Below are 17,945 nucleotides of genomic sequence, written 5' to 3'. Positions count from 1 at the left end.
CTCACAGGGCGGCCAGACCCTCCTGGATCACGGCGTAGCAGTGGGCCAGCTGGTCGTCAGTGAGGCACAGGGGCGGCAGCAGATAGACCACCTGCCCCAGGGGCCTGATGAACACGCCCTGTTCCAGCGCCAGGCGCTGCAGCACCCGCCCGCTGCGGTTCAGGTAGCCGGGGTCGGCCACCTTGAGGTCGAAGGCGGCGATGGTGCCGCACAGGCGCGGCCGCTCCACGCGCGGATCGGCGGCGAGCGCTTCGAGATGCGGCCGGTGCCGCGCTTCGAAGCCCGCATACCGCTCCGGAGCTCCGGCCAGCAGAGCCAGGCTGGCGTTGGCCGCGGCGCAGCCCAGTGGGTTGGCCGTGAAGCTGTGGCCGTGGAAGAAGGTGTGGGTGGGGTCCCCGCTGATGAACCCCTGGTAAAGCTGCTCGCTGGCCAGGGTCACCCCCATCGGCAGGAAGCCTCCGGTGAGGCCTTTAGAAAGCGCCACCAGGTCGGGGCGGATCCCCGCCTTGCGGCAGGCGAACAGCGCGCCGGTGCGGCCGAAGCCGGTCATCACCTCGTCGGCGATCAGCAGGGCGCCCGCCTGGCGCACCCGCTGCTCCACCGCCTGGAGAAAGCCGGGACGCACCATCGCCATGCCGCTGGCCCCCTGCACGAGCGGCTCCAGGATCACCGCCGCCGTGGGACGCTTCAGCAGGCTTTCGAGCGCCTGCAACGCTGCCTCTTCCTTCTCTGCCACCAGCGGATCGTGCCACCAGGTGGAGGGCCAGGGGGCCCGCGCCACCGGGCAGAGCAGCGGGTCGAAGGGCGCCGAAAACAGGGACCGCTCCCCCATCGCCATCGCCCCGAAGGTGTCGCCGTGGTAGGCCCCGTCAAAGGCGATCCACTGCGGGCGGTCCTCGCCACGATTCAGCCACCACTGCCAGGCGATCTTCAGGGCCACCTCCACGGCCGTGGAGCCGTCATCGGAGAAGAACAGCCGCTCCAGCCCGCTGGCGGCGCTGAGGCTTGTGGCCAGCTGCTCGGCCTGGGGATGGCTGAAGTTGGCGAAGATCACCTGCTCAAGCTCCGCCACCTGGCTGGCCACCGCTGCCGCGATCGTGGGCTCGGCATGCCCGTGCAAGGTCACCCACCAGCTACTGATCGCGTCGATCAACTGGCGGCCGTCATCGAGTTCCAGCAGGGCGCCCCGGCCGCGCATAGCCCGCAGCGGCGGCTCGCTCGTGGCCACCTGGGTGGTCGGATGCCAGAGATGGGGATGCCAGCTCATCGGGCAGGAACGGCGGCCTTCACCGGCAGCGGCGGGCTTCGCGCTCACCTTCGGCGGCCAGGGGGCCGCAGTTCACCCACCGCACCACCGAGATCTCGATGTCGGTGAAGATCACCAGCACGGCGGTGCAGATCGCTGCCACCACAGTGCTGACCAGCGCGTGCTTTCGGGTCATGCGCCAAGGTTACGGGGCGCCGAGGGCGCTGCTGAGGCCGCTGCTGAGGCCGCTGGTCTCCCAGGCCTCGGCCAGCGCGGCGGCGCCCAGCAGCGGCAGCGGCGGCAGGCAGCCCAGCAGCGGCGCACCGCTCAGCTCGCGCAAGGTGCCGGGATTGTCGGCATGCGGGGGGCCGTTGAGCACGAGGCCCAGCAGGGGGATCTGGCGACTCCGCAGCGCCTCGACCGACAGCAGCGTGTGGTTGAGGGTGCCCAGTCCGCTGCGGGCCACCAGCACCACCGGCAACCCCCAGCGCTGGATCTGATCGATCTGCATCAGGTCACGGCGCAGGGGCACCAGCAGCCCGCCGGCCGTTTCCACCACCAACGGTCCGTCCACGGCGGGAAGATCCAGCCGCTCCCGCTCGAGATGCTCCCCTTCCAGCTCGGCAGCCCAGTGGGGCGAGACCGGCGCGGCGAAGCGGTAGGCCTCCGGCAGTAATCGCTGCTCGATCTGCGCGGCGGTCAGCCCCAGCATCCGGCCCACCCGGTCACGGTCGCCGCCGTCCTCGAGCCCGCACTGCACCGGCTTCCAGTAGTGGGCGCCCAGCCCCAGGGTCAGCAGGGCGCTGACCACCGTCTTGCCCACGTCGGTGTCCGTGCCGCAGACGATCAGTTGCTGCTTCATGAACGTGCTGCCTCGTTCAGATGCTGCTGGTGCATGAGCTTGCTGCCTCCTGCCGGGGTTGCTTCATGACGCCACAGTGCCAGCCTGGCGCCACGGGCTGGGAGCGGGCCGCTGACCGATCAGCACCAGCACCTCCCAGGTGAGGAGCTTGCGCGGCCGGCCGGCTGGGCTCAGGGCGGGCTCCGCCGGCCAGGCGGCCTCCAGCCGGCGCCACTGGCCGGGTGTGAGTGGCGCCGCAGGCGTGCTGCCGGCACCGAGCGCCTGGATCTGCCGCAGAAAGGTGAGCGCCGTCGGCGCGAAGCGGCTGAAGCGCAGGCGCCGCTGTGCCTTGAGCTTCAGGTGGCGCTGGGCGCCACGCACCAAGGCGCCGGCATCGGGCAGCGGCAGGGCGCTGCAGGGCCCCCGCGCCCCCGCCGCCGCCTGGAGCCACTGGGGGAAGCTGCCGGCCGTGGGCACCGCCAGCACCAGCCAGCCGCCCGGGGCCAGGCGGCGGCACCAGTGCTCCAGCTGATCCTGCGGGCACTCGAGCCACTGCAACGCAAAGCTCGACACCAGCAACGAGGCGTTCTCCAGCTGGGGCGGCAGGCCGGTGTTGAGGTCCCACAGCAGCGATTCCCCCCCGTCCCTTGCCCCTTGGTGCAGCAGCTCGGCGCAGAGGTCGAGGCGCAGGGGCTGAAGTGACGGCCGCAGTTGCTGCACCGCCCTGCTCAGCAGGCCGCTACCGGCGCCGAGGTCGGCGCAGGGGCCGGCAACCAACGGCAGCTCGCGGCAGTGGCGGGCCAGCCGCCAGGCCACCGCCCGCTGCAGGCTGGCCCGTTGCTCATAGGTACCGGCGTGGCGGCCGAACGCCTTGCGCACCTGCTCCTGCAGGGTCATGGCGCCTCCAGCCAGCTGAGCACCGGCTCGATCAGGGGCGCGCGCAGCAGGCTGTGGCCCGCTCCGGCGATCTGCCAGATGGTGGCCGCGGGCACGGCCCGGCGCAGGGCGGCCCGGCTGGCGGCGGCGACAATCCGGTCATCCTCGGCTTCCACCAGCAGCACCCGGGCTGCGAGTGGAAACGCTGCCGGCAGCCTGTCGACCCGCCCCAGCAGGTCCAGATCGCTGCGCAGGCGCTCGATGCCCGCTGCCGTCAGTGGCTCGCTCCCCGGGCCCGGTGGCAGCAGGTCGGCGGGATCGGGTGCTGCCGCCTGGCGAAGGAAGTCCGCCAGCAGGTCCGCGGCCTGCCCGCCGGCCAGCCGCGCTTCCATGCCGGCCAGGGCAGCGCGCAGGGGGCGGCCTTCCCTCCCTGACGGCACGAAGGCCGCGAAGCTCGCCAGCAGCACCACCGCATCGGCGGAGGCCAGCACGGCTGGAGGCAATAAGTGCAGCCCGAGTGAATGGACAAGCACACCGCGCCTGCCGGGGGGCGATCCGTTCTCCCAGGCGGGGATCCGGGGCAGCAGCGGTCCGTAGCCCCGTTCGCCGCAGTGCCAGCTCCAGCCGCGTGGCTCGGCAGCCGCCCGCCACGGCTCCCAGGCCCGGCTGTCGCCGGCCCAGCCATGCATCGCCAGCAGTTGCCCGCTCATCGGCCGCCACCGGCCACCGGCGTGCCGAGGGCGGCCAGCAACCGCGCCAGCGTGCCGGTGGGCAGGCTGCGGCTCAGCACCAGCCGCAAGCGGGAGGTGCCCTCAGGCACCGTGGGCGGGCGGATCGCCACGCTGAGCAGACCGGCCCGCTCCAGCTGCGCTTGCAGCGCCAGGGCGGCCCCGTCATTGCCCACCAGCAGCGGCAGCACCGGCCCGGTCCCTTCCGGTCGCTGCCAGCCGGCTGCGGCCAGGCCGCAGCGCCAGCGCTCCGCCCGGTTCAGCAGGGCCTGCCCCAGTCCGGGATCCTGCTGCAGCAGCTCCAGGGCCGCCAGGGCAGCCGCCGCTAGGCAGGGCGCTAGGGCCGTGGAGTAGCGGAAAGCGCCTGAGCTCTGCAGCAGCCAGTCGGCCAGGGGGGCATCAGCCGCCAGAAAGGCGCCGCCGCTGCCGAAGGCCTTGCCGAAGGTGCCGCTCACCAGGCTCACCCCTGCCAGGCCATGGGCCAGGCCCCGTCCGCCCGGCCCCAACACGCCGAGCCCGTGCGCTTCATCCACCAACAGCCGCGCCCTCTGCTGCCGGCAGATGCGGGCGATGGCCGCCAGATCCGGGCTGGTGCCCTCCATGCTGAACAGGCTCTCGGTGATCACCAGCGTCTGGCGCTGAGGCTCCGCTGTCCGTTGCTGGATCAGCCGCCGTTCAAGGTCGGCGCTGTCGTTGTGGCGGAACCGCAGCAGGCGGGCGCCGCTGGCCTGCACCCCCAGCAGCAGCGAGTGATGGATCAGCCGGTCCGCCAGCACCACCCCGTGCCGCCCTGTGAGGGCGAGCACGGCCGCCAGATTGGCCTGAAATCCGCTGGGGAACAGCAGCACCTGCCCACGCCCGAGCCAGTTGGCGAGGGTTTCGGCCAGCAGGGTGTGCACCGGCCGGGTGCCTGTCACCAGCGGAGAGGCGCCGGAGCCGGTGCCGTCTCTGGCGATGGCGTCGCAGGCTGCCTGCTGCAGAAGGGGGTGATGGCTGAAGCCCAGATAGTCGTTGCTGGCCAGGTCCAGCAGTGGCGCTGCCGCCTCACCGGCGCCCACCACGGCCTTCAGCCCGCCGCCGGCCGTGGTGGCAAAGCTGCGCAGCCGCCGGCGCCGGTCGGGGGGGACGCGGCTGAGGGATGGCCACAGGGAGCTGAGGGGATCGGCAGAATCACCGGCCGGGAGCACGTTCACCACCCACTGGGGGCCACGGGGCCCACCAGTCTGCCCAGCCGCGCCGGGGCTCATAGAATCTCTGCATGCTCACTGCCGGTACCGACGCTCCGTCCGCTGCGACGACGGTTCCCCCCGCGGTGCCTGTTCCGGAGCCCCACCACGAGCCGAAGCCTGTGTCTCCGGTGGAGGAGCTGTTCCCGTTCCCGCTCGATACCTTCCAGCTGGAAGCGATCGACGCCCTCAACCAGGGGCATTCGGTGGTGGTGAGTGCCCCCACTGGCTCCGGTAAAACCCTGGTGGGCGAATACGCCATCCATCGGGCGCTGGCCCACGGGCAGCGCGTTTTCTACACGACGCCGCTCAAGGCCCTCTCCAATCAGAAGCTGCGCGATTTCCGCAAGCAGTTCGGCGAGGAGCGCGTCGGCCTGATGACCGGCGATCTGAGTGTGAACCGGGAAGCGGCGATCGTGGTGATGACCACGGAGATCTTCCGCAACATGCTCTATGCGGAGGTGGATCGGGGCGACGATCCGCTCGCTGACGTGGAGGCGGTGGTGCTTGATGAGTGCCACTACATGAATGACAGCCAGCGCGGCACGGTCTGGGAGGAGTCGATTATCCACTGCCCACCGGCGGTCCAGCTGGTGGCCTTGTCGGCCACGGTGGCCAACGCCGGCCAGCTCACTGACTGGATCGAGCGGGTGCACGGTCCGACCACGCTTGTGATGAGCGACCACCGGCCCGTGCCGCTGGCCTTCAGCTTCTGCAGCGCCAAGGGCCTCCATCCGCTGCTCAACGACGAGGGCACCGGGCTCCACCCGAACTGCAAGGTGTGGCGTGCCCCCAAGGGCGATCGCCGCAAGGGCAAAACACCCCGGCCGCCCCAGCCGGAGCCGGCGCCGCTGCCTTTCGTGGTGGCCCAGCTGGCCGAGCGCGAGATGCTTCCGGCCATCTACTTCATTTTCAGCCGCCGCGGCTGCGACAAGGCCGTGCGGGATCTGGGCCGCAGCAATCTGCTCAACGCGCAGGAGGCGGAGGTGGTGCGCCGTCGTCTCGACGCCTTTGTGGCCGTCACCCCGGAGGCCGTGCGGGAGGGGGGCCATGCCGAAGCCCTGCTGCGCGGCATCGCCGCCCATCACGCCGGCGTGCTGCCGGCCTGGAAGGAGCTGATCGAGGAATTGTTCCAGCAGGGTCTGGTGAAGGTGGTCTTCGCCACCGAAACCCTGGCGGCGGGCATCAACATGCCGGCGCGCACCACGGTGATTTCTGCGCTCTCCAAGCGCACCGAGCGGGGTCATCGACCTCTGATGGGCAGCGAATTCCTGCAGATGGCGGGCCGGGCCGGCCGCCGTGGCCTCGATGTGCAGGGCTATGTGGTCACGGTGCAGAGCCGTTTCGAGGGGGTGCGTGAGGCGGGGGCGCTGGCCACCAGCCCTGCGGATCCCTTGGTGAGCCAGTTCACGCCCAGCTACGGCATGGTGCTCAACCTGCTGCAGCGCTACGACCTGGCCAAAGCCCGGCAGCTGGTTGAGCGAAGCTTCGGCCGCTATCTCGCCAACATCGACCTCTTAGAAGACGAGGCCCGCATCGCTGAACTGCGCCAGCAGCTGGAGCAGCTCACGGGTCTCGGCGACGACGTCCCCTGGGAGGCCTTTGAGGCCTATGAGAAACAACGCGACCACCTGCGCGAGGAGCGCCGGCTGCTGCGGATCCTGCAGCAGCAGGCCGAGGAGACCCTCGCCCACGAGCTCACATTGGCGCTGCAGTTCGCCAGCGAAGGGACGCTCGTGAGCCTGAAGTGCCCGCAGCTCAGGGGCCGGGTCACCCCGGCGGTGATCGTGGAGAAACCCATGGGGCCCGGTCAGTTTCCGCTGCTGCTCTGCCTCACTGACGACAACATCTGGATCCTGGTGCCCTGCAATGCGGTCGTGAGCCTGCATGCGGAGCTCAGCTGCCTGCAGGTGACCACGATCGCGGCCCCGGAGCTGCGCCACGTTGGCGAGCTTCGTCATGGCGATCAGCACAGTGGCGGTCTGGCGCTGGCGGTGGGCTCGATGGCCCGCCGCCACGACATGACCACACCCCAGTACGACTTGGCCGGTGAGGTGCGCGATCAGGCCCTGCGGGTGCAGCAGCTGGAGGCGGAGCTTGAGCGTCACCCTGCTCACGCCTGGGGTGACCGCCGCCAGCTCAAGAAGCAGCGGCGGCGCATGGAGGAGCTGGACGCGGAGATCGAGGAGCGGCAGCGGCTGCTTCATCACCGCTCCAACCGTCACTGGGACACCTTCCTGTCCTTGATCGAGATCCTGCGCTTCTTCGGCGCGCTGGCGGGGCCGGATGGTCTGGTGCCCACGGAGGTGGGCCGCACCGTTGCGGCCCTGCGCGGCGACAACGAGCTCTGGCTCGGGCTGTCACTGATGAGCGGCCATCTCGATGAACTCAGTCCGGCCGAACTGGCCGCCGTGTTCGAAGCGATCAGCACCGAGGTGAACCGCCCCGATCTCTGGAGTGCCTACGACCCGCCACCGCTGGCGGAGGAAGCTCTGCGCGACCTTGGTGGCCTGCGGCGGGAATTGTTGCGCCAGCAGGAGAAGGCGGCTGTGGTGGTTCCGGCCTGGTGGGAGCCGGAGCTGATGGGCCTCGTGCATGCCTGGGCGTCCGGTACCAGCTGGGTCGATGTGATGGCCAACACCTCGCTGGACGAGGGCGATGTGGTGCGCATCCTGCGCCGCACGGTGGATCTGCTCGCCCAGGTGCCGTACGCCGAAGCCCTCAGTGAACTACTGAGAACAACGGCGCGAAAGGCATTGAATGCCATCAACCGCTTCCCGGTGTGTGAGCTTCAGGATCTACCCGGCGCCACTGCCTCTGCAGCCCCCAATCCAGCCATCACCATTCCAGCAGCACCCTCTCCCCCATCGCTTGCAGATGAATGAACTAAAGGGGTGGAATAGTAGACTGGGTGGGTAAGACTTCCATTCATCTCGATCAACGACAATAACAAACTTCTGTGGGATCAGCTTCGTGACCATCGCCCACACGTGCTTAGGGAGAGCCTGCAAATTCCAGGCACTCGTTTAAACTCCCCTTGTTATTGCAGATGAGAGCTGGGTTCAATCGGTGGCAATAGCTCCAGACCGCTTCTTGGAAGTCTGCGCCTACGGTAACTCTGATCAGATTACTGCCAAGACGCGCACGCTTCCTGAGGCCGATGGCTTGGCGAAGCCTCTGTCGCGAGATGTGTCTGGCGGAGATGGATCTGGTGGCGTATCTGAAAACGTCCATCAATCTGAGCGACCCACAGGACTCCTCTCTGCCAGTAGAGATGACACCTCTCCACACGGATGATCCCGCCGCACCGGCAAAGCGTGGTCAGGATTTCCCAGGAGCTGTGCATTCATGTGGTCAGCCCCTACAAATGGAGGAAGTGACGTGGACCCCGAAAACCGGTCCAGGGTGAATGAGATCCTCAGCCGGCCAGATTGGGCCGGGGATTCGACCATGAAACGCACCAGGCACACAGCCGAGCAGATCATCCGCAAGCTCAAAACGGCGTAGCAACTGATCGCCCAGGGCAAGACCGTCGCGGAGGTCTGCCGCGTCATCGAGGTGACGCAGCCGACGTACCACCGCTGGAGACAGCAGTACGGGGGATGCAGGCCGAGGAAGCCAGACGGCTGACTCAGCTGGAGAAGGAGAACGCCCGGCTCTAGCCGGAGCCTTCTCGAAGAGAAGCAGTAGGGCCTTGTTGTGCCATGAGGGGCACCTTGCGGTGCGGCGGGAAACTTCTGAGCCCGGAACGTCGGCGCTGGGCCGTTGAGGTCTCGCGCGCACACTTCCGGGTTTCGGAGCGGCTGGCCTGCCGTGTGGTGGGCCAGCACCGCAGCACCCATCGCCATGGGGGCAAGGTGATCGAACTGGAGGAGGTCAAGCTGCGGCATCGCTTGCGGCAGATCGCGGCTGACCACATTCGCTGGGGCCGCCGCATGGCCTACCGCCTCCTGCGGCGGAAGGGCTGGACAGTGAACCAGAAGCGGGTGCAACGGTTCTGGCGGGAGGAAGGCCTGCAGCGGCCCATTCCCAGGACACGGAAGCGGGCACGGCCTGCCGACGGCTCGGTGAGGCGTTACCGGGCGGAACATCCCCACCAGGTATGGGCCATGGACTTCCAGTTCGACGCCACCGCCGATGGCCGTCGGCTCAAAATCCTGAACGTGATCGACGAGTACAGCCGCCTCTGCCTGGCCATCCGGGTAGGCAGGCGCTGCAAGGCCAAGGACGTAGTGGCGGTGCTGAAGGAGCTCACCGGCCTCTACCAGGCACCAGCGTTTATCCGGTCAGATAACGGCCCGGAATTCATCTCCCAGGCCTTACCTGGCTGGTGCGAGACCAGCGGAACAACCACGGCCACCATCGAGCCAGGATCCCCGTTGCAGGACGGGTTTGCGGAGTCGTATGAGCTCCGCTCGACTTCGTCTACAGGCCACACTCGGCCCTCCAGGGGCGTACGCCCCTGGAGGCAGCTCAACAGGGAGCTGCCGCATGACCACAACCATCCACTCTCATCAGGCCTGAACCGATAAGGGGGGCACGTCGGGGTCCATGCCCAGGCAGATGGCAAAACTCTTGATCTTCCAGCTTTCGTAGAAAACCCCCCTCTCGTCACTGATCAGCTTTGGCGTGAACAGCAGTGGACCTTCGATCGCGAACGAGTCCACATTGATGAGTGACCATCCTTGGGGTTTCCTTTGGTTGGCTGCAATGACATGCCGTCGTTGAGGTAGAGCAGATTTAGATCTGTGATTTCCAGTTCGCCACGTGAGGAGGGAGACTCTTGGCTCCTTCAACCACAGTGTTGTCAAAAGAATAGAGCCCCGTCAGCGCCTAGCGCGGCTTTGGTTTTGCCGGCTTCTCTTCAATGGAGCGCACTTTACCGTTGGCTTCAAACTCCACAATCCCATAGCGTTCAGGGTCGCTAACTGGATAGGCAAACACGGTGGCTTCAGGTTCTCCGACCCCTGCGCACAACAGTTGTGGCACTAGGTCGTGTCCGTGGAAGAGATTGTCCCCGAGCACCAACGCGGCATGCGAGTTGCCCAGAAAGTGCTCGCCGATTAAAAAAAGCCTGCGCTAACCCACCAGGGCTGGGTTGAATGGCGTATTCAATCGTGATTCCTCATTGTTTTCAATTGTCCAGCAACCTTCGAAAAGCTTCTTGGTCGTTGGGGGTGGTGATGACAAGGATTTCAGTGATTCCTCCCAGCATTAAGGTGCTGAGTGGGTAGTAGATCATAGGCTTGTCGTAAACAGGCATCAGTTGTTTGCTGATGGCTGTGGTCAGCGGCGCCAAGCGAGCTCCACTTCCACCGGCAAGAATGATTCCTTTTCTGTTTGGATGAAGTGGAGCTTGTTGATGTGTTGATGTAGTTGATTGAGATTTGCTCGTGTTCTACAGTGTCATTGTTGTATTTAAGCATGCTTTATGTGTGTTGCGTCGATGGAAATCAACGCATGGTTGTTTCGGGGGATTCGCCATGGGGGCTGCTGCGTGATCTTTAATGGAAGCATAAGCTGTGCTTGCCACAGAGTGTCAATGACCGCAGCAGCGTGTAGAGCGATAAGGGCCAGAGTCAAGCTTGTGGTGTCAACTGCCAGCTGGTGATGGCAGGATCTCTCGGGATTCCAGTTCGCGCATCACCAGATCTACGCACTGGTTCACATCTAATGTTCCGGTTTCCACTCGCAGTTCCGGGGCAGCCGGCGCCTCATAGGGGCTGGAGATTCCCGTGAACTCTTTGATTTCACCGGCACGTGCTTTGGCATAAAGCCCCTTCGGGTCCCGATTTTCGCAGGCCTGCAGGTCGGCGGCACAGTGAATCTCGATGAAATCTCCCTCACCGACAAGCCCCCGGGCTTTGTCGCGATCGGCGCGGAAGGGGGAGACGAACGCCGTAAGAACAATCACGCCCGCGTCAAGGAACAGCTTTGCTACTTCTCCGATCCGCCGGATGTTCTCCTCCCGGTCGTGATCCGAGAAGCCCAGGTCTTTGCAGAGGCCGTGGCGGATGTTGTCGCCGTCCAGTACGTAACTGCTGAGCCCGCGGGTGAACAACTCCGCATTCACCGCATTGGCAAGGGTGCTCTTGCCGCTGCCCGAGAGCCCGGTGAACCAGAGGATGGCACTGTTGTGACCTTGCCTCTCCGCCTGGCTGCTGCGATCCACCGAAGCCTGATGCCAGACGATGTTGCTGGATTTGATCACGTTGCTGGCTTCACCGCTTGCATTCACAGGCATGGAAGGATCGGCAGGGTACAGGAGTGGAGAGCACCGCCAGTTCAGAGCGCTGCCGCCGGATCAATGCGGGCCATGGCTGCTGCCGCGGCATCGCAGAGAACCTGGTGGGCAGGTCCGTGGCTGGCAATCAGGCAACCGGCCTGGCGGAAGTCCCCAGTGTTGTACAGCAAAGGCCGCCCATCGGCGTGAGTGAAGGCGCCACCTGCTGCCAGCAGCACCGCTTCGGGAGCCGCCATGTCCCAGTCCTTCGGAGCTGTCTTGCCGGACAGGGAGATGTAGAGGTCGGTTTCGCCGCGCAGGATCGACGCCACCTTCCCCCCCACACTCCCGCGCGCGATGCCGCTGGCGATCGGCAGTGAGGTCATCAGCTGTTCCAGCCGGTCGTCGCGGTGGCTGCGGCTGGTGACTGGAATCAGGCTCGACAGTGCTGTGCGCCCGCTCAGGGAAGGGGCATGACGTTCCCCGTCCGGCGCTTCCTTCCAGGCGGCGGGCGGCTCGATCCCGTCGGGGTCGAGCCAGCCGAACCAGAGCTCATCGAGCTCTGGCAGCAGAACCACCCCGAGGGCAGGCCGCTGCTGGTGCACCAGGGCCAGATGCACGGCGTATTCGCCGGTGCCCTGAAGGAAGTCCTTGGTGCCATCGAGGGGGTCGAGGATCCAGAGCCAGTCGTTGGCGATGGCCTGATCGGCGGGCCACTGACCCGTGGTCTCCTCGCTGAGGATGGCCCAGGAGGCTGCTGGGAAGGCGCTCTGAAGCCCCTTGATCAGATGCTCGTTGACGGCAAGATCGGCTGCCGTGACTGGCCCTTTGGGATCCTCATCCACCGAGAGGATCGGCGGATAGCCGAACGGAGGGATGTCACCGCGGGCATAGGCCCGCAGGATGGCCGCCGCCTCCCAGCACAGCCGCCGTACGGCAGTGAGAACCGTGGCGACTTGATGGCCGGCGAGCGTGCTGTCTGCGAAGTAGAGCTCCTTCATGGTTTCTGGGGCTTGGCCAGCGGCAGCAGGCATTTGTCGGAGTCGCAGCCGGCTGGACCCGCCTCCACCAGTTCGCCGTTGTCGTAGCGCTGCAGGGAGGCGAAGAAATCGAATTCGCGGCGCCGCGCCGCCACCTCCTCCTGTAGGCGCTGGTAAGTGGCCTGGTCGATCGGCTCGAACGGCAGGCGGGGGAAGGTGGCGTTGGCATCGAAGCGGGCCAGAAGCGCCGCCGAGATGTACCCCTTGCCTTGATCGATCGCTGCGTGAATGGCTTCAGCGAGAGGTTCGATTTCGTTTTCGCGGAACTCGACCGTGGCTGAGGTGTTGTGGGCGGTGTAGTGCTGTTGGACCTGCATGTAGAAGTCAAACTGGGCCAGCGCCGAGAAGCTGTTGATCTCCACGGCGTCGGCGCCGGGCAGGTTGGCCCAGCTCACTTCGGTGGGGATTTCCACCAGCCACTCGGTGCAGCGGGGATCAAACGGATCATCCAGCAGGCGGCCCTGTTCATCCTTGTCGCTCTGGCTCGGCACGATCGTGTAGCCGTAATCCATGCAGGCGAGTGCCACCGGATCGTTCTTGCGGAAGGTGATGCGGCGGATGAAGCGCTGGGCCTTGGGCGGATGCCAGCCGGGGCTGGCGCCGGTGAGCAGGCTCTTGGTGCCGGCGGGCTGCACCGTGGTGCAGCGGTTCGGGCGGCGCAGACCATGGCGGTCGCAGTAGTCCCACACGGCCTCGTTCACCGCCGTCTTCCAGCGCGATAGGTAGGCGGCTTCCTGTTGCTTGAACGCCAGCCCGGCCTCGCTGTCCGGACGGCCCTCCTCCCACCAATTGAGCCAGGGGGTGCCGAAGGCATGCACGAAGAAATCGAACAGGCCCGTGAAGCTCACACCCACGATCGGATCCCAGGCACGGCTCTGGCGGTAACGCTCCACCTCAAAGCGGTGGTTCAGCAGGCAGGCCACCGCCAGACCGGCGGCGCGGAAGGCATCCGCCTGGCCCTCGTGGTCGGCGGGGTCGATCTGGTTGAGGTGAATCTCCGCCAGGTTGCAGTGGAAATCGGCGCCGAGGATCTCGCCGCAGGGGTTGAGGCCGTAGCGGCTGAGGCGGTGCTCAAGTTCGGCGTCCGTGATCTGCGGATGGTTCAGCTGCAGCCAGCGGCCCGCTTCCTCACGGCCCTGATCGCAGTAGATGGTGATGAACTCGCTGCGCAGTTCAGGGGTGGACAGCAGGTCGGCATTCGAGCGGGCGATCGCCTCGGGGGCGAACTGGATGGCGCCTTCGCCGCTCTGGAACTGCTTGAGCACCGCCTCCCGCACCACCTCGCGGCTGGGGCGGGTATGGAACACGCGTGTGTGGTTGGCCATGCGCAGCGCATCGCGCTCGGGGTCGATGCGCCAGTTGCCTTCCGCGTCCTGCTGCCAGAGGTTCTCCTTGGCGCCGGCCGCGGAGGCGTCGTCTGCGCAGAATTGCCGCATGCCCGCACTGCGGCGGATGTTGCCGGCCACGATCGTGACGGCCGCCTCATCGATCAGCAGGCAGCATTCCACTGAGCTGAGCTGGCGGCCATGGGCCTTGTTGAGGATCTCGGCGACGCGCCCGTAGAGGTCTTTGAGCTTCACCGGGTTGGCCATGCCGCCGAACCCCTTGAGCGTTTCGCCCACAGGACGCACATCGGAGAGGTCAACGCTGACCGTCACCTCACCGTCGAAGCGGACATCGCTGCTGAGCTCCAGCAGGAGCTGGTAGCTGTCCACCCAGCCGCGGCGGGTGTCGCCCACCTTGATCGCCACGTCGTGGCCCGTAATCGTGTGGGTGGTGTGCTCCTGGCGCTGGCCGGCGGGAGTGGCGCCGATGTCGGTGACGGAGGTGATCCGCAGGCGGTTGCGCACCGCAGGCAAGCGATCGATCAGCCGAGGCTCGATGATGGCGCCCGTGCCGCAGCCCATCATCGCCAGGTCCATCATCAGACCGAAGGCTTCCCAGTCGATCAGGTTGGTGGAGGTGCAGTTGTAGGCGCCGGAGAAGTTCTGGGGCTGCTCGATCCAGTCGGTGCCACCGATCCACAGCCAACGCCCTGAGGGCAGAGCCTGCTGCCGTTTATGCATCCGGCGCAACAGGGCCACTTCCTCGGCGTTGAGGTTGCCGAGCCTGCGCAGCCCTTCGAGGTTGCGCTCGCTCACCTCCTGCCAGCTTTCGCGTCCGTTCGGAGTCTTGCGGCTGTAGGTGCGGTAGAAGACCGGGTTCGCCGCCGGCGCCGTGACGGGGAAATCCGCAGCGGCGGCTTCTGGCAGGCCAGCCAGCCGGGTGAGCTCGGCTGCGGTGGCAGGCGTGGCGGAGAGGGTCACGGAAACAGGGGCAGCGTGGCGCGTGGAGAAACCTTAACCCCACCTGTGGGGTGCGCAAGGTTCATCCTGCACCAGCGGCAGTGTCTGTGCGGCTCTCCAGGGGCTGACCGCCCCACCAGCGCCGGCTGCCGCCCCGCCAGGCCTGCGCCAGGCTGGCGGCGCTGCGGTGGTGGCCATGGAGCGGATCTGCGAGCCCGAGCTGATGGACGACGCCGAGCAGGCGCGCGCCTATGCCGACGCCGACTTCGCTGCCGGTGACCGCGCCCTGCTCAAGCGCACCGTGGACCTGTTCGGGCCACAGCTGGGGCCGCGGATCATCGATCTGGGTTGCGGACCCGGCAACATCAGCTTCCTGCTGGCGGAGCGTTATCCCACGGCCCGGGTGCTGGGCCTCGATGGCGCCCCCGCCATGCTGGCGATCGCCGCCGCGCGCCTGCAGGCCACGCCGGACCGCTGGCCAGGGCTGAGCTTTAAGCACCTGTTGCTGACGCCGGGGGGTGCCCTGCCGCAGGAGGGCCGCTGGACGGCGGTGGTCAGCAACAGCCTTCTGCACCATCTGCACGATCCGCTGGTGCTGTGGCAGGCGGTGCGCCGGCTGGCGGCCCCCGGAGCGGCCATCTGCATCAAGGATCTGCGCCGTCCGTCGGATCCTGCGGCCCTGGAAGAGCTGGTGCAGCGCCATGCCGCCGGTGCTCCGCCCGTGCTGCGGCGTGATTACGCCCAGTCGCTGCGGGCGGCCTTTCGCCGCGTGGAGGTGGAGGCGCAGCTCCAGCAGGCGGGGATCAAGGGGTTGGCGGTGCGGGAGCTCGACGACCGCTACCTGGAGGTCTGGGGACGATTGGCCTGAACGGCGGGGAGCCACCGGCTGCCGCTAAACCAAAGGGGCTCCGTCGTTGCTGCACTTCTCTCCGTGCTGCCCCACGCCCGCCGTTGGCGCCGGCCCTGGGGGCCTGCCCTGGCGCTGGCCCCAGCCACCGGCGCCGCCACCGCGGCTGTTCTTGCCATCGCGGTAGCCGCCATGGGCCTTGTGCCACTGGCGAGCGCACCGGTGGTGGCACAGGCTCTGCGCCCCCCCGCCTGGTTGCAGGCGCCTCCGGCCAGCATCGGTCCGATCCAGCCCACCTGGGAAGCGCTGCTGTTCGCCCGGCTCGATGCCGGTGATCAGGCCTGGTTGCCCCGCCCGCAACGGTTGCCCGATGGCCGACTCCGCTATGTGTACCGGCAGCGCCGTGGTGAAAGAGATCTCACCATGGCCCAGATCCACGACCTGCTGCGCAATCCGCCCCGCTATACCGCCGAGCGGTCCGCCATCACTTCCCTGCTCGCCCAGCTGTGGGGCCTGGGGGTGCGGGTGGAGCTGACCACCCCGCGGGTGGCGGCGGCGGCCGGCGAATGGGTGCCCCGTGAGGCGGTGATCCGGATCCGGCCGGATGTGCCCGACCGCGGCACCCTTGATTTCGCCGCTGTGCTCAACCACGAGGCCATCCATGTGGCCCAGAGCTGCCGAGCAGGCGGCCTCAGGCGGCCGCCCACCCCCCTGGGCCTGCCGGTACGCCTGTCGCCGGAAGCGCGGGAACTGCTCGCCCAGCCTCTCTACGCCCGCATCCCCCCCCTGGTGCGCCAGCTGGAGCTGGAGGCCTTCAGTCATCAGCGGGATCTGGCCCTCGGTGCCCACCTGCTGCGCAGCCTCTGCCGGCCGGACAGCCGCCTCGGCCTGGCAGGCTGAGACCATGACCAGCGCCTCCCCCCCACCCGTTTCCCCCAGCGACGACATGGCCGGGGTTGCCCTGGCTGAAGCGGTGGCGAAGCGGCGCAACTTCGCGATCATTTCCCACCCGGACGCGGGCAAGACCACCCTCACCGAGAAGCTGCTGCTCTACGGGGGGGCGATTCAGCAGGCCGGTGCGGTGAAGGCCAAGGGAGAGCAGCGCAAGGTCACCTCCGACTGGATGGAGATCGAGAAACAACGCGGCATCTCGATCACCTCCACCGTGCTGCAGTTCGACTACGCCGGCAGCACGGTGAACCTGCTCGACACGCCAGGCCACCAGGATTTCTCGGAAGACACCTACCGCACCCTCGCCGCTGCCGACAACGCAGTGATGCTGGAAGACGCCGCCAAGGGCCTCGAACCACAGACCCGCAAGTTGTTCGAGGTCTGCCGGCTGCGCAAGGTGCCGATCTTCACCTTCATCAACAAGATGGACCGGCCGGGCCGCGAGCCGCTCGAGCTGATCGATGAGATTGAAAGTGAGCTGGGCCTCACCTGCTGGCCGGTGAACTGGCCGATCGGCAGCGGTGATCGTTTCCGTGGCGTGATCGATCGCCGCAGCAAGGACGTGATCCTGTTCGAGCGGGCGGAGCGGGGCCGCCAGTCGGCGGAGAAGCGCCTGGCGGCAGGCAGCCCCGAGCTGGCTCGGCTGGTGGAACCGGAACTGCTGGCGGCGGCGCTGGAGGAACTGGAGCTGCTCGATGGTGCCGGCGCCGAGCTCGATCTGGAGCTGGTGCATGCCGGCGAACTGAGCCCGGTGTTCTTCGGTTCGGCGATGACCAACTTCGGCGTGCGTCCCTTCCTGGATGCCTTCCTGGAGCTGGCGCAGCGGCCGGTGGCGCGGCTGAGCAGCGACGGCCCGGTGGATCCGCTGCGGCCGGAGTTCAGCGGCTTCGTGTTCAAGCTGCAGGCCAACATGGACCCGCGCCACCGCGACCGCATTGCCTTCGTGCGGGTCTGCAGCGGCCACTTCGAGAAGGACATGAGCGTGCGGCATGCCCGCAGCGGCCGCACCATCCGCCTCTCTCGTCCCCAGAAGCTGTTCGGGCAGGACCGTGAGGTGGTGGAGGACGCCTATCCCGGTGATGTGATCGGCCTGAACAATCCCGGCATGTTCGCCATCGGCGACACCCTCTATGCCGGCAGCAAGGTGGAATACGAAGGTATTCCCTGCTTCAGCCCTGAACTGTTCGCCTGGCTGCGCAACCCCAACCCATCGGCGTTCAAGAGCTTCCGCAAGGGGGTGAACGAGCTGCGGGAGGAGGGAGCCGTGCAGATCCTCTATGACACCGATGCCAGCAAGCGCGACCCGATCCTGGCGGCCGTGGGCCAGCTGCAGATGGAGGTGGTGCAATACCGGCTTCAGAACGAATATGGAGTCGAAACGCGCCTTGAGCCCCTCGGCTTCAGCGTGGCCCGCTGGGTGGTGGGCGGTTGGGCCGCGCTGGAGGCGGTGGGGCGCATCTTCAATTGCAAGACCGTGCGCGACGCCTGGGACCGGCCGGTGCTGCTGTTCAAGAACGAGTGGAATCTCAACCAGCTGCTGGAAGACCACCCCGCCTTCGAGCTCAGCGCCGTGGCGCCGGTGGTGAGCGGCGTGGAGCCGATCGCCCTCTGAGCATTTGCTGATGCGGGTGCCCACGGCGCTGCTCCCGGCCCGCCAGAATCTTTGCAACGAAAGATCACAG

15 protein-coding genes and 1 pseudogene are annotated in these 17,945 nt (G+C 67.2%); 6 read left to right on the top strand and 10 right to left on the bottom strand.

Annotated elements, in window-relative coordinates:
- Position 1: 1 nt before the first annotated feature.
- From bioA to ACWJI3_RS08740, 6 genes are all read right to left on the bottom strand, one after another.
- A complete protein-coding gene (bioA, locus tag ACWJI3_RS08765) occupies positions 2-1,267 on the bottom strand; it encodes an adenosylmethionine--8-amino-7-oxononanoate transaminase (protein ID WP_480203588.1) in 1,266 nt (421 codons plus the stop codon).
- A gap of 19 nt (positions 1,268-1,286) precedes the next feature.
- Positions 1,287-1,442 (bottom strand): hypothetical protein, encoded by a 156-nt coding sequence (locus tag ACWJI3_RS08760; protein ID WP_198948191.1) that lies wholly within the window; start codon positions 1,440-1,442, stop codon positions 1,287-1,289.
- A gap of 9 nt (positions 1,443-1,451) precedes the next feature.
- Positions 1,452-2,108: a dethiobiotin synthase gene (gene bioD, locus ACWJI3_RS08755; protein ID WP_480203468.1), complete on the bottom strand. Its 657-nt coding sequence runs from the start codon at positions 2,106-2,108 to the stop codon at positions 1,452-1,454.
- Positions 2,109-2,171: 63 nt separating this feature from the next.
- Positions 2,172-2,984 (bottom strand): methyltransferase domain-containing protein, encoded by an 813-nt coding sequence (locus tag ACWJI3_RS08750; protein ID WP_480203467.1) that lies wholly within the window; start codon positions 2,982-2,984, stop codon positions 2,172-2,174.
- Complete coding sequence (locus tag ACWJI3_RS08745) at positions 2,981-3,673, bottom strand: alpha/beta hydrolase (protein ID WP_480203466.1); 693 nt, start codon at positions 3,671-3,673, stop codon at positions 2,981-2,983. Before ACWJI3_RS08745 ends, ACWJI3_RS08750 begins: the two co-directional genes overlap by 4 nt.
- Positions 3,670-4,887: an aminotransferase class I/II-fold pyridoxal phosphate-dependent enzyme gene (locus ACWJI3_RS08740; protein WP_480203465.1), complete on the bottom strand. Its 1,218-nt coding sequence runs from the start codon at positions 4,885-4,887 to the stop codon at positions 3,670-3,672. Before ACWJI3_RS08740 ends, ACWJI3_RS08745 begins: the two co-directional genes overlap by 4 nt.
- Before the next feature lie 62 nt (positions 4,888-4,949).
- Between ACWJI3_RS08740 and ACWJI3_RS08735 the strand changes: the two genes are divergently transcribed.
- The 3 genes from ACWJI3_RS08735 (at position 4,950) to ACWJI3_RS08725 (ending at position 9,449) form a co-directional block, all read left to right on the top strand.
- Positions 4,950-7,802 (top strand): DEAD/DEAH box helicase, encoded by a 2,853-nt coding sequence (locus ACWJI3_RS08735; protein ID WP_480203464.1) that lies wholly within the window; start codon positions 4,950-4,952, stop codon positions 7,800-7,802.
- Positions 7,803-8,427: 625 nt separating this feature from the next.
- The gene (locus tag ACWJI3_RS08730; protein WP_399220098.1) at positions 8,428-8,547 is read left to right on the top strand and encodes a transposase; all 120 of its coding nucleotides are present in this window, start codon (positions 8,428-8,430) and stop codon (positions 8,545-8,547) included.
- A gap of 74 nt (positions 8,548-8,621) precedes the next feature.
- Positions 8,622-9,449: a DDE-type integrase/transposase/recombinase gene (locus tag ACWJI3_RS08725; protein WP_480203463.1), complete on the top strand. Its 828-nt coding sequence runs from the start codon at positions 8,622-8,624 to the stop codon at positions 9,447-9,449.
- A 182-nt stretch (positions 9,450-9,631) separates the two neighbouring features.
- Here ACWJI3_RS08725 and ACWJI3_RS08720 read toward each other — a convergent pair.
- The 4 genes and pseudogenes from ACWJI3_RS08720 to nrdJ form a co-directional block, all read right to left on the bottom strand.
- Positions 9,632-10,246 (bottom strand): annotated as a pseudogene (locus ACWJI3_RS08720) (sugar nucleotidyltransferase); the annotation flags it as partial.
- Between the two features lie 264 nt (positions 10,247-10,510).
- On the bottom strand, positions 10,511-11,161 hold the full coding sequence (cysC, locus tag ACWJI3_RS08715) for an adenylyl-sulfate kinase (RefSeq protein ID WP_480203462.1): 651 nt from the start codon (positions 11,159-11,161) through the stop codon (positions 10,511-10,513).
- 41 nt (positions 11,162-11,202) lie between these two features.
- Positions 11,203-12,141, bottom strand: coding sequence for a 3'(2'),5'-bisphosphate nucleotidase CysQ family protein (locus tag ACWJI3_RS08710; protein WP_480203461.1), 939 nt, complete (start codon positions 12,139-12,141; stop codon positions 11,203-11,205).
- Positions 12,138-14,441 carry a ribonucleoside-triphosphate reductase, adenosylcobalamin-dependent gene (gene nrdJ / locus ACWJI3_RS08705; protein ID WP_233132734.1) on the bottom strand — a complete coding sequence of 768 codons (2,304 nt, stop codon included), beginning with the start codon at positions 14,439-14,441 and terminating at the stop codon, positions 12,138-12,140. The genes ACWJI3_RS08710 and nrdJ overlap by 4 nt, the downstream gene beginning before the upstream one ends.
- A gap of 220 nt (positions 14,442-14,661) precedes the next feature.
- Here nrdJ and ACWJI3_RS08700 point away from each other — a divergent pair, with 220 nt between their 5' ends.
- The 3 genes from ACWJI3_RS08700 to ACWJI3_RS08690 all read left to right on the top strand — a co-directional run bounded on the left by ACWJI3_RS08700 (position 14,662) and on the right by ACWJI3_RS08690 (position 17,875).
- Positions 14,662-15,333: a class I SAM-dependent methyltransferase gene (locus tag ACWJI3_RS08700; protein WP_480203460.1), complete on the top strand. Its 672-nt coding sequence runs from the start codon at positions 14,662-14,664 to the stop codon at positions 15,331-15,333.
- A gap of 63 nt (positions 15,334-15,396) precedes the next feature.
- On the top strand, positions 15,397-16,212 hold the full coding sequence (locus tag ACWJI3_RS08695; RefSeq protein ID WP_255099843.1) for a hypothetical protein: 816 nt from the start codon (positions 15,397-15,399) through the stop codon (positions 16,210-16,212).
- A gap of 4 nt (positions 16,213-16,216) precedes the next feature.
- Complete coding sequence (locus ACWJI3_RS08690) at positions 16,217-17,875, top strand: peptide chain release factor 3 (protein WP_480203459.1); 1,659 nt, start codon at positions 16,217-16,219, stop codon at positions 17,873-17,875.
- Positions 17,876-17,945 lie beyond the last annotated feature (70 nt).

The organism is Marcopretia estuarina LEGE 06307 (assembly GCF_056633115.1).
The sequence above is the reverse complement of the archived record's forward strand: the minus strand, read 5'-3'. Positions and strand labels throughout refer to the sequence as shown.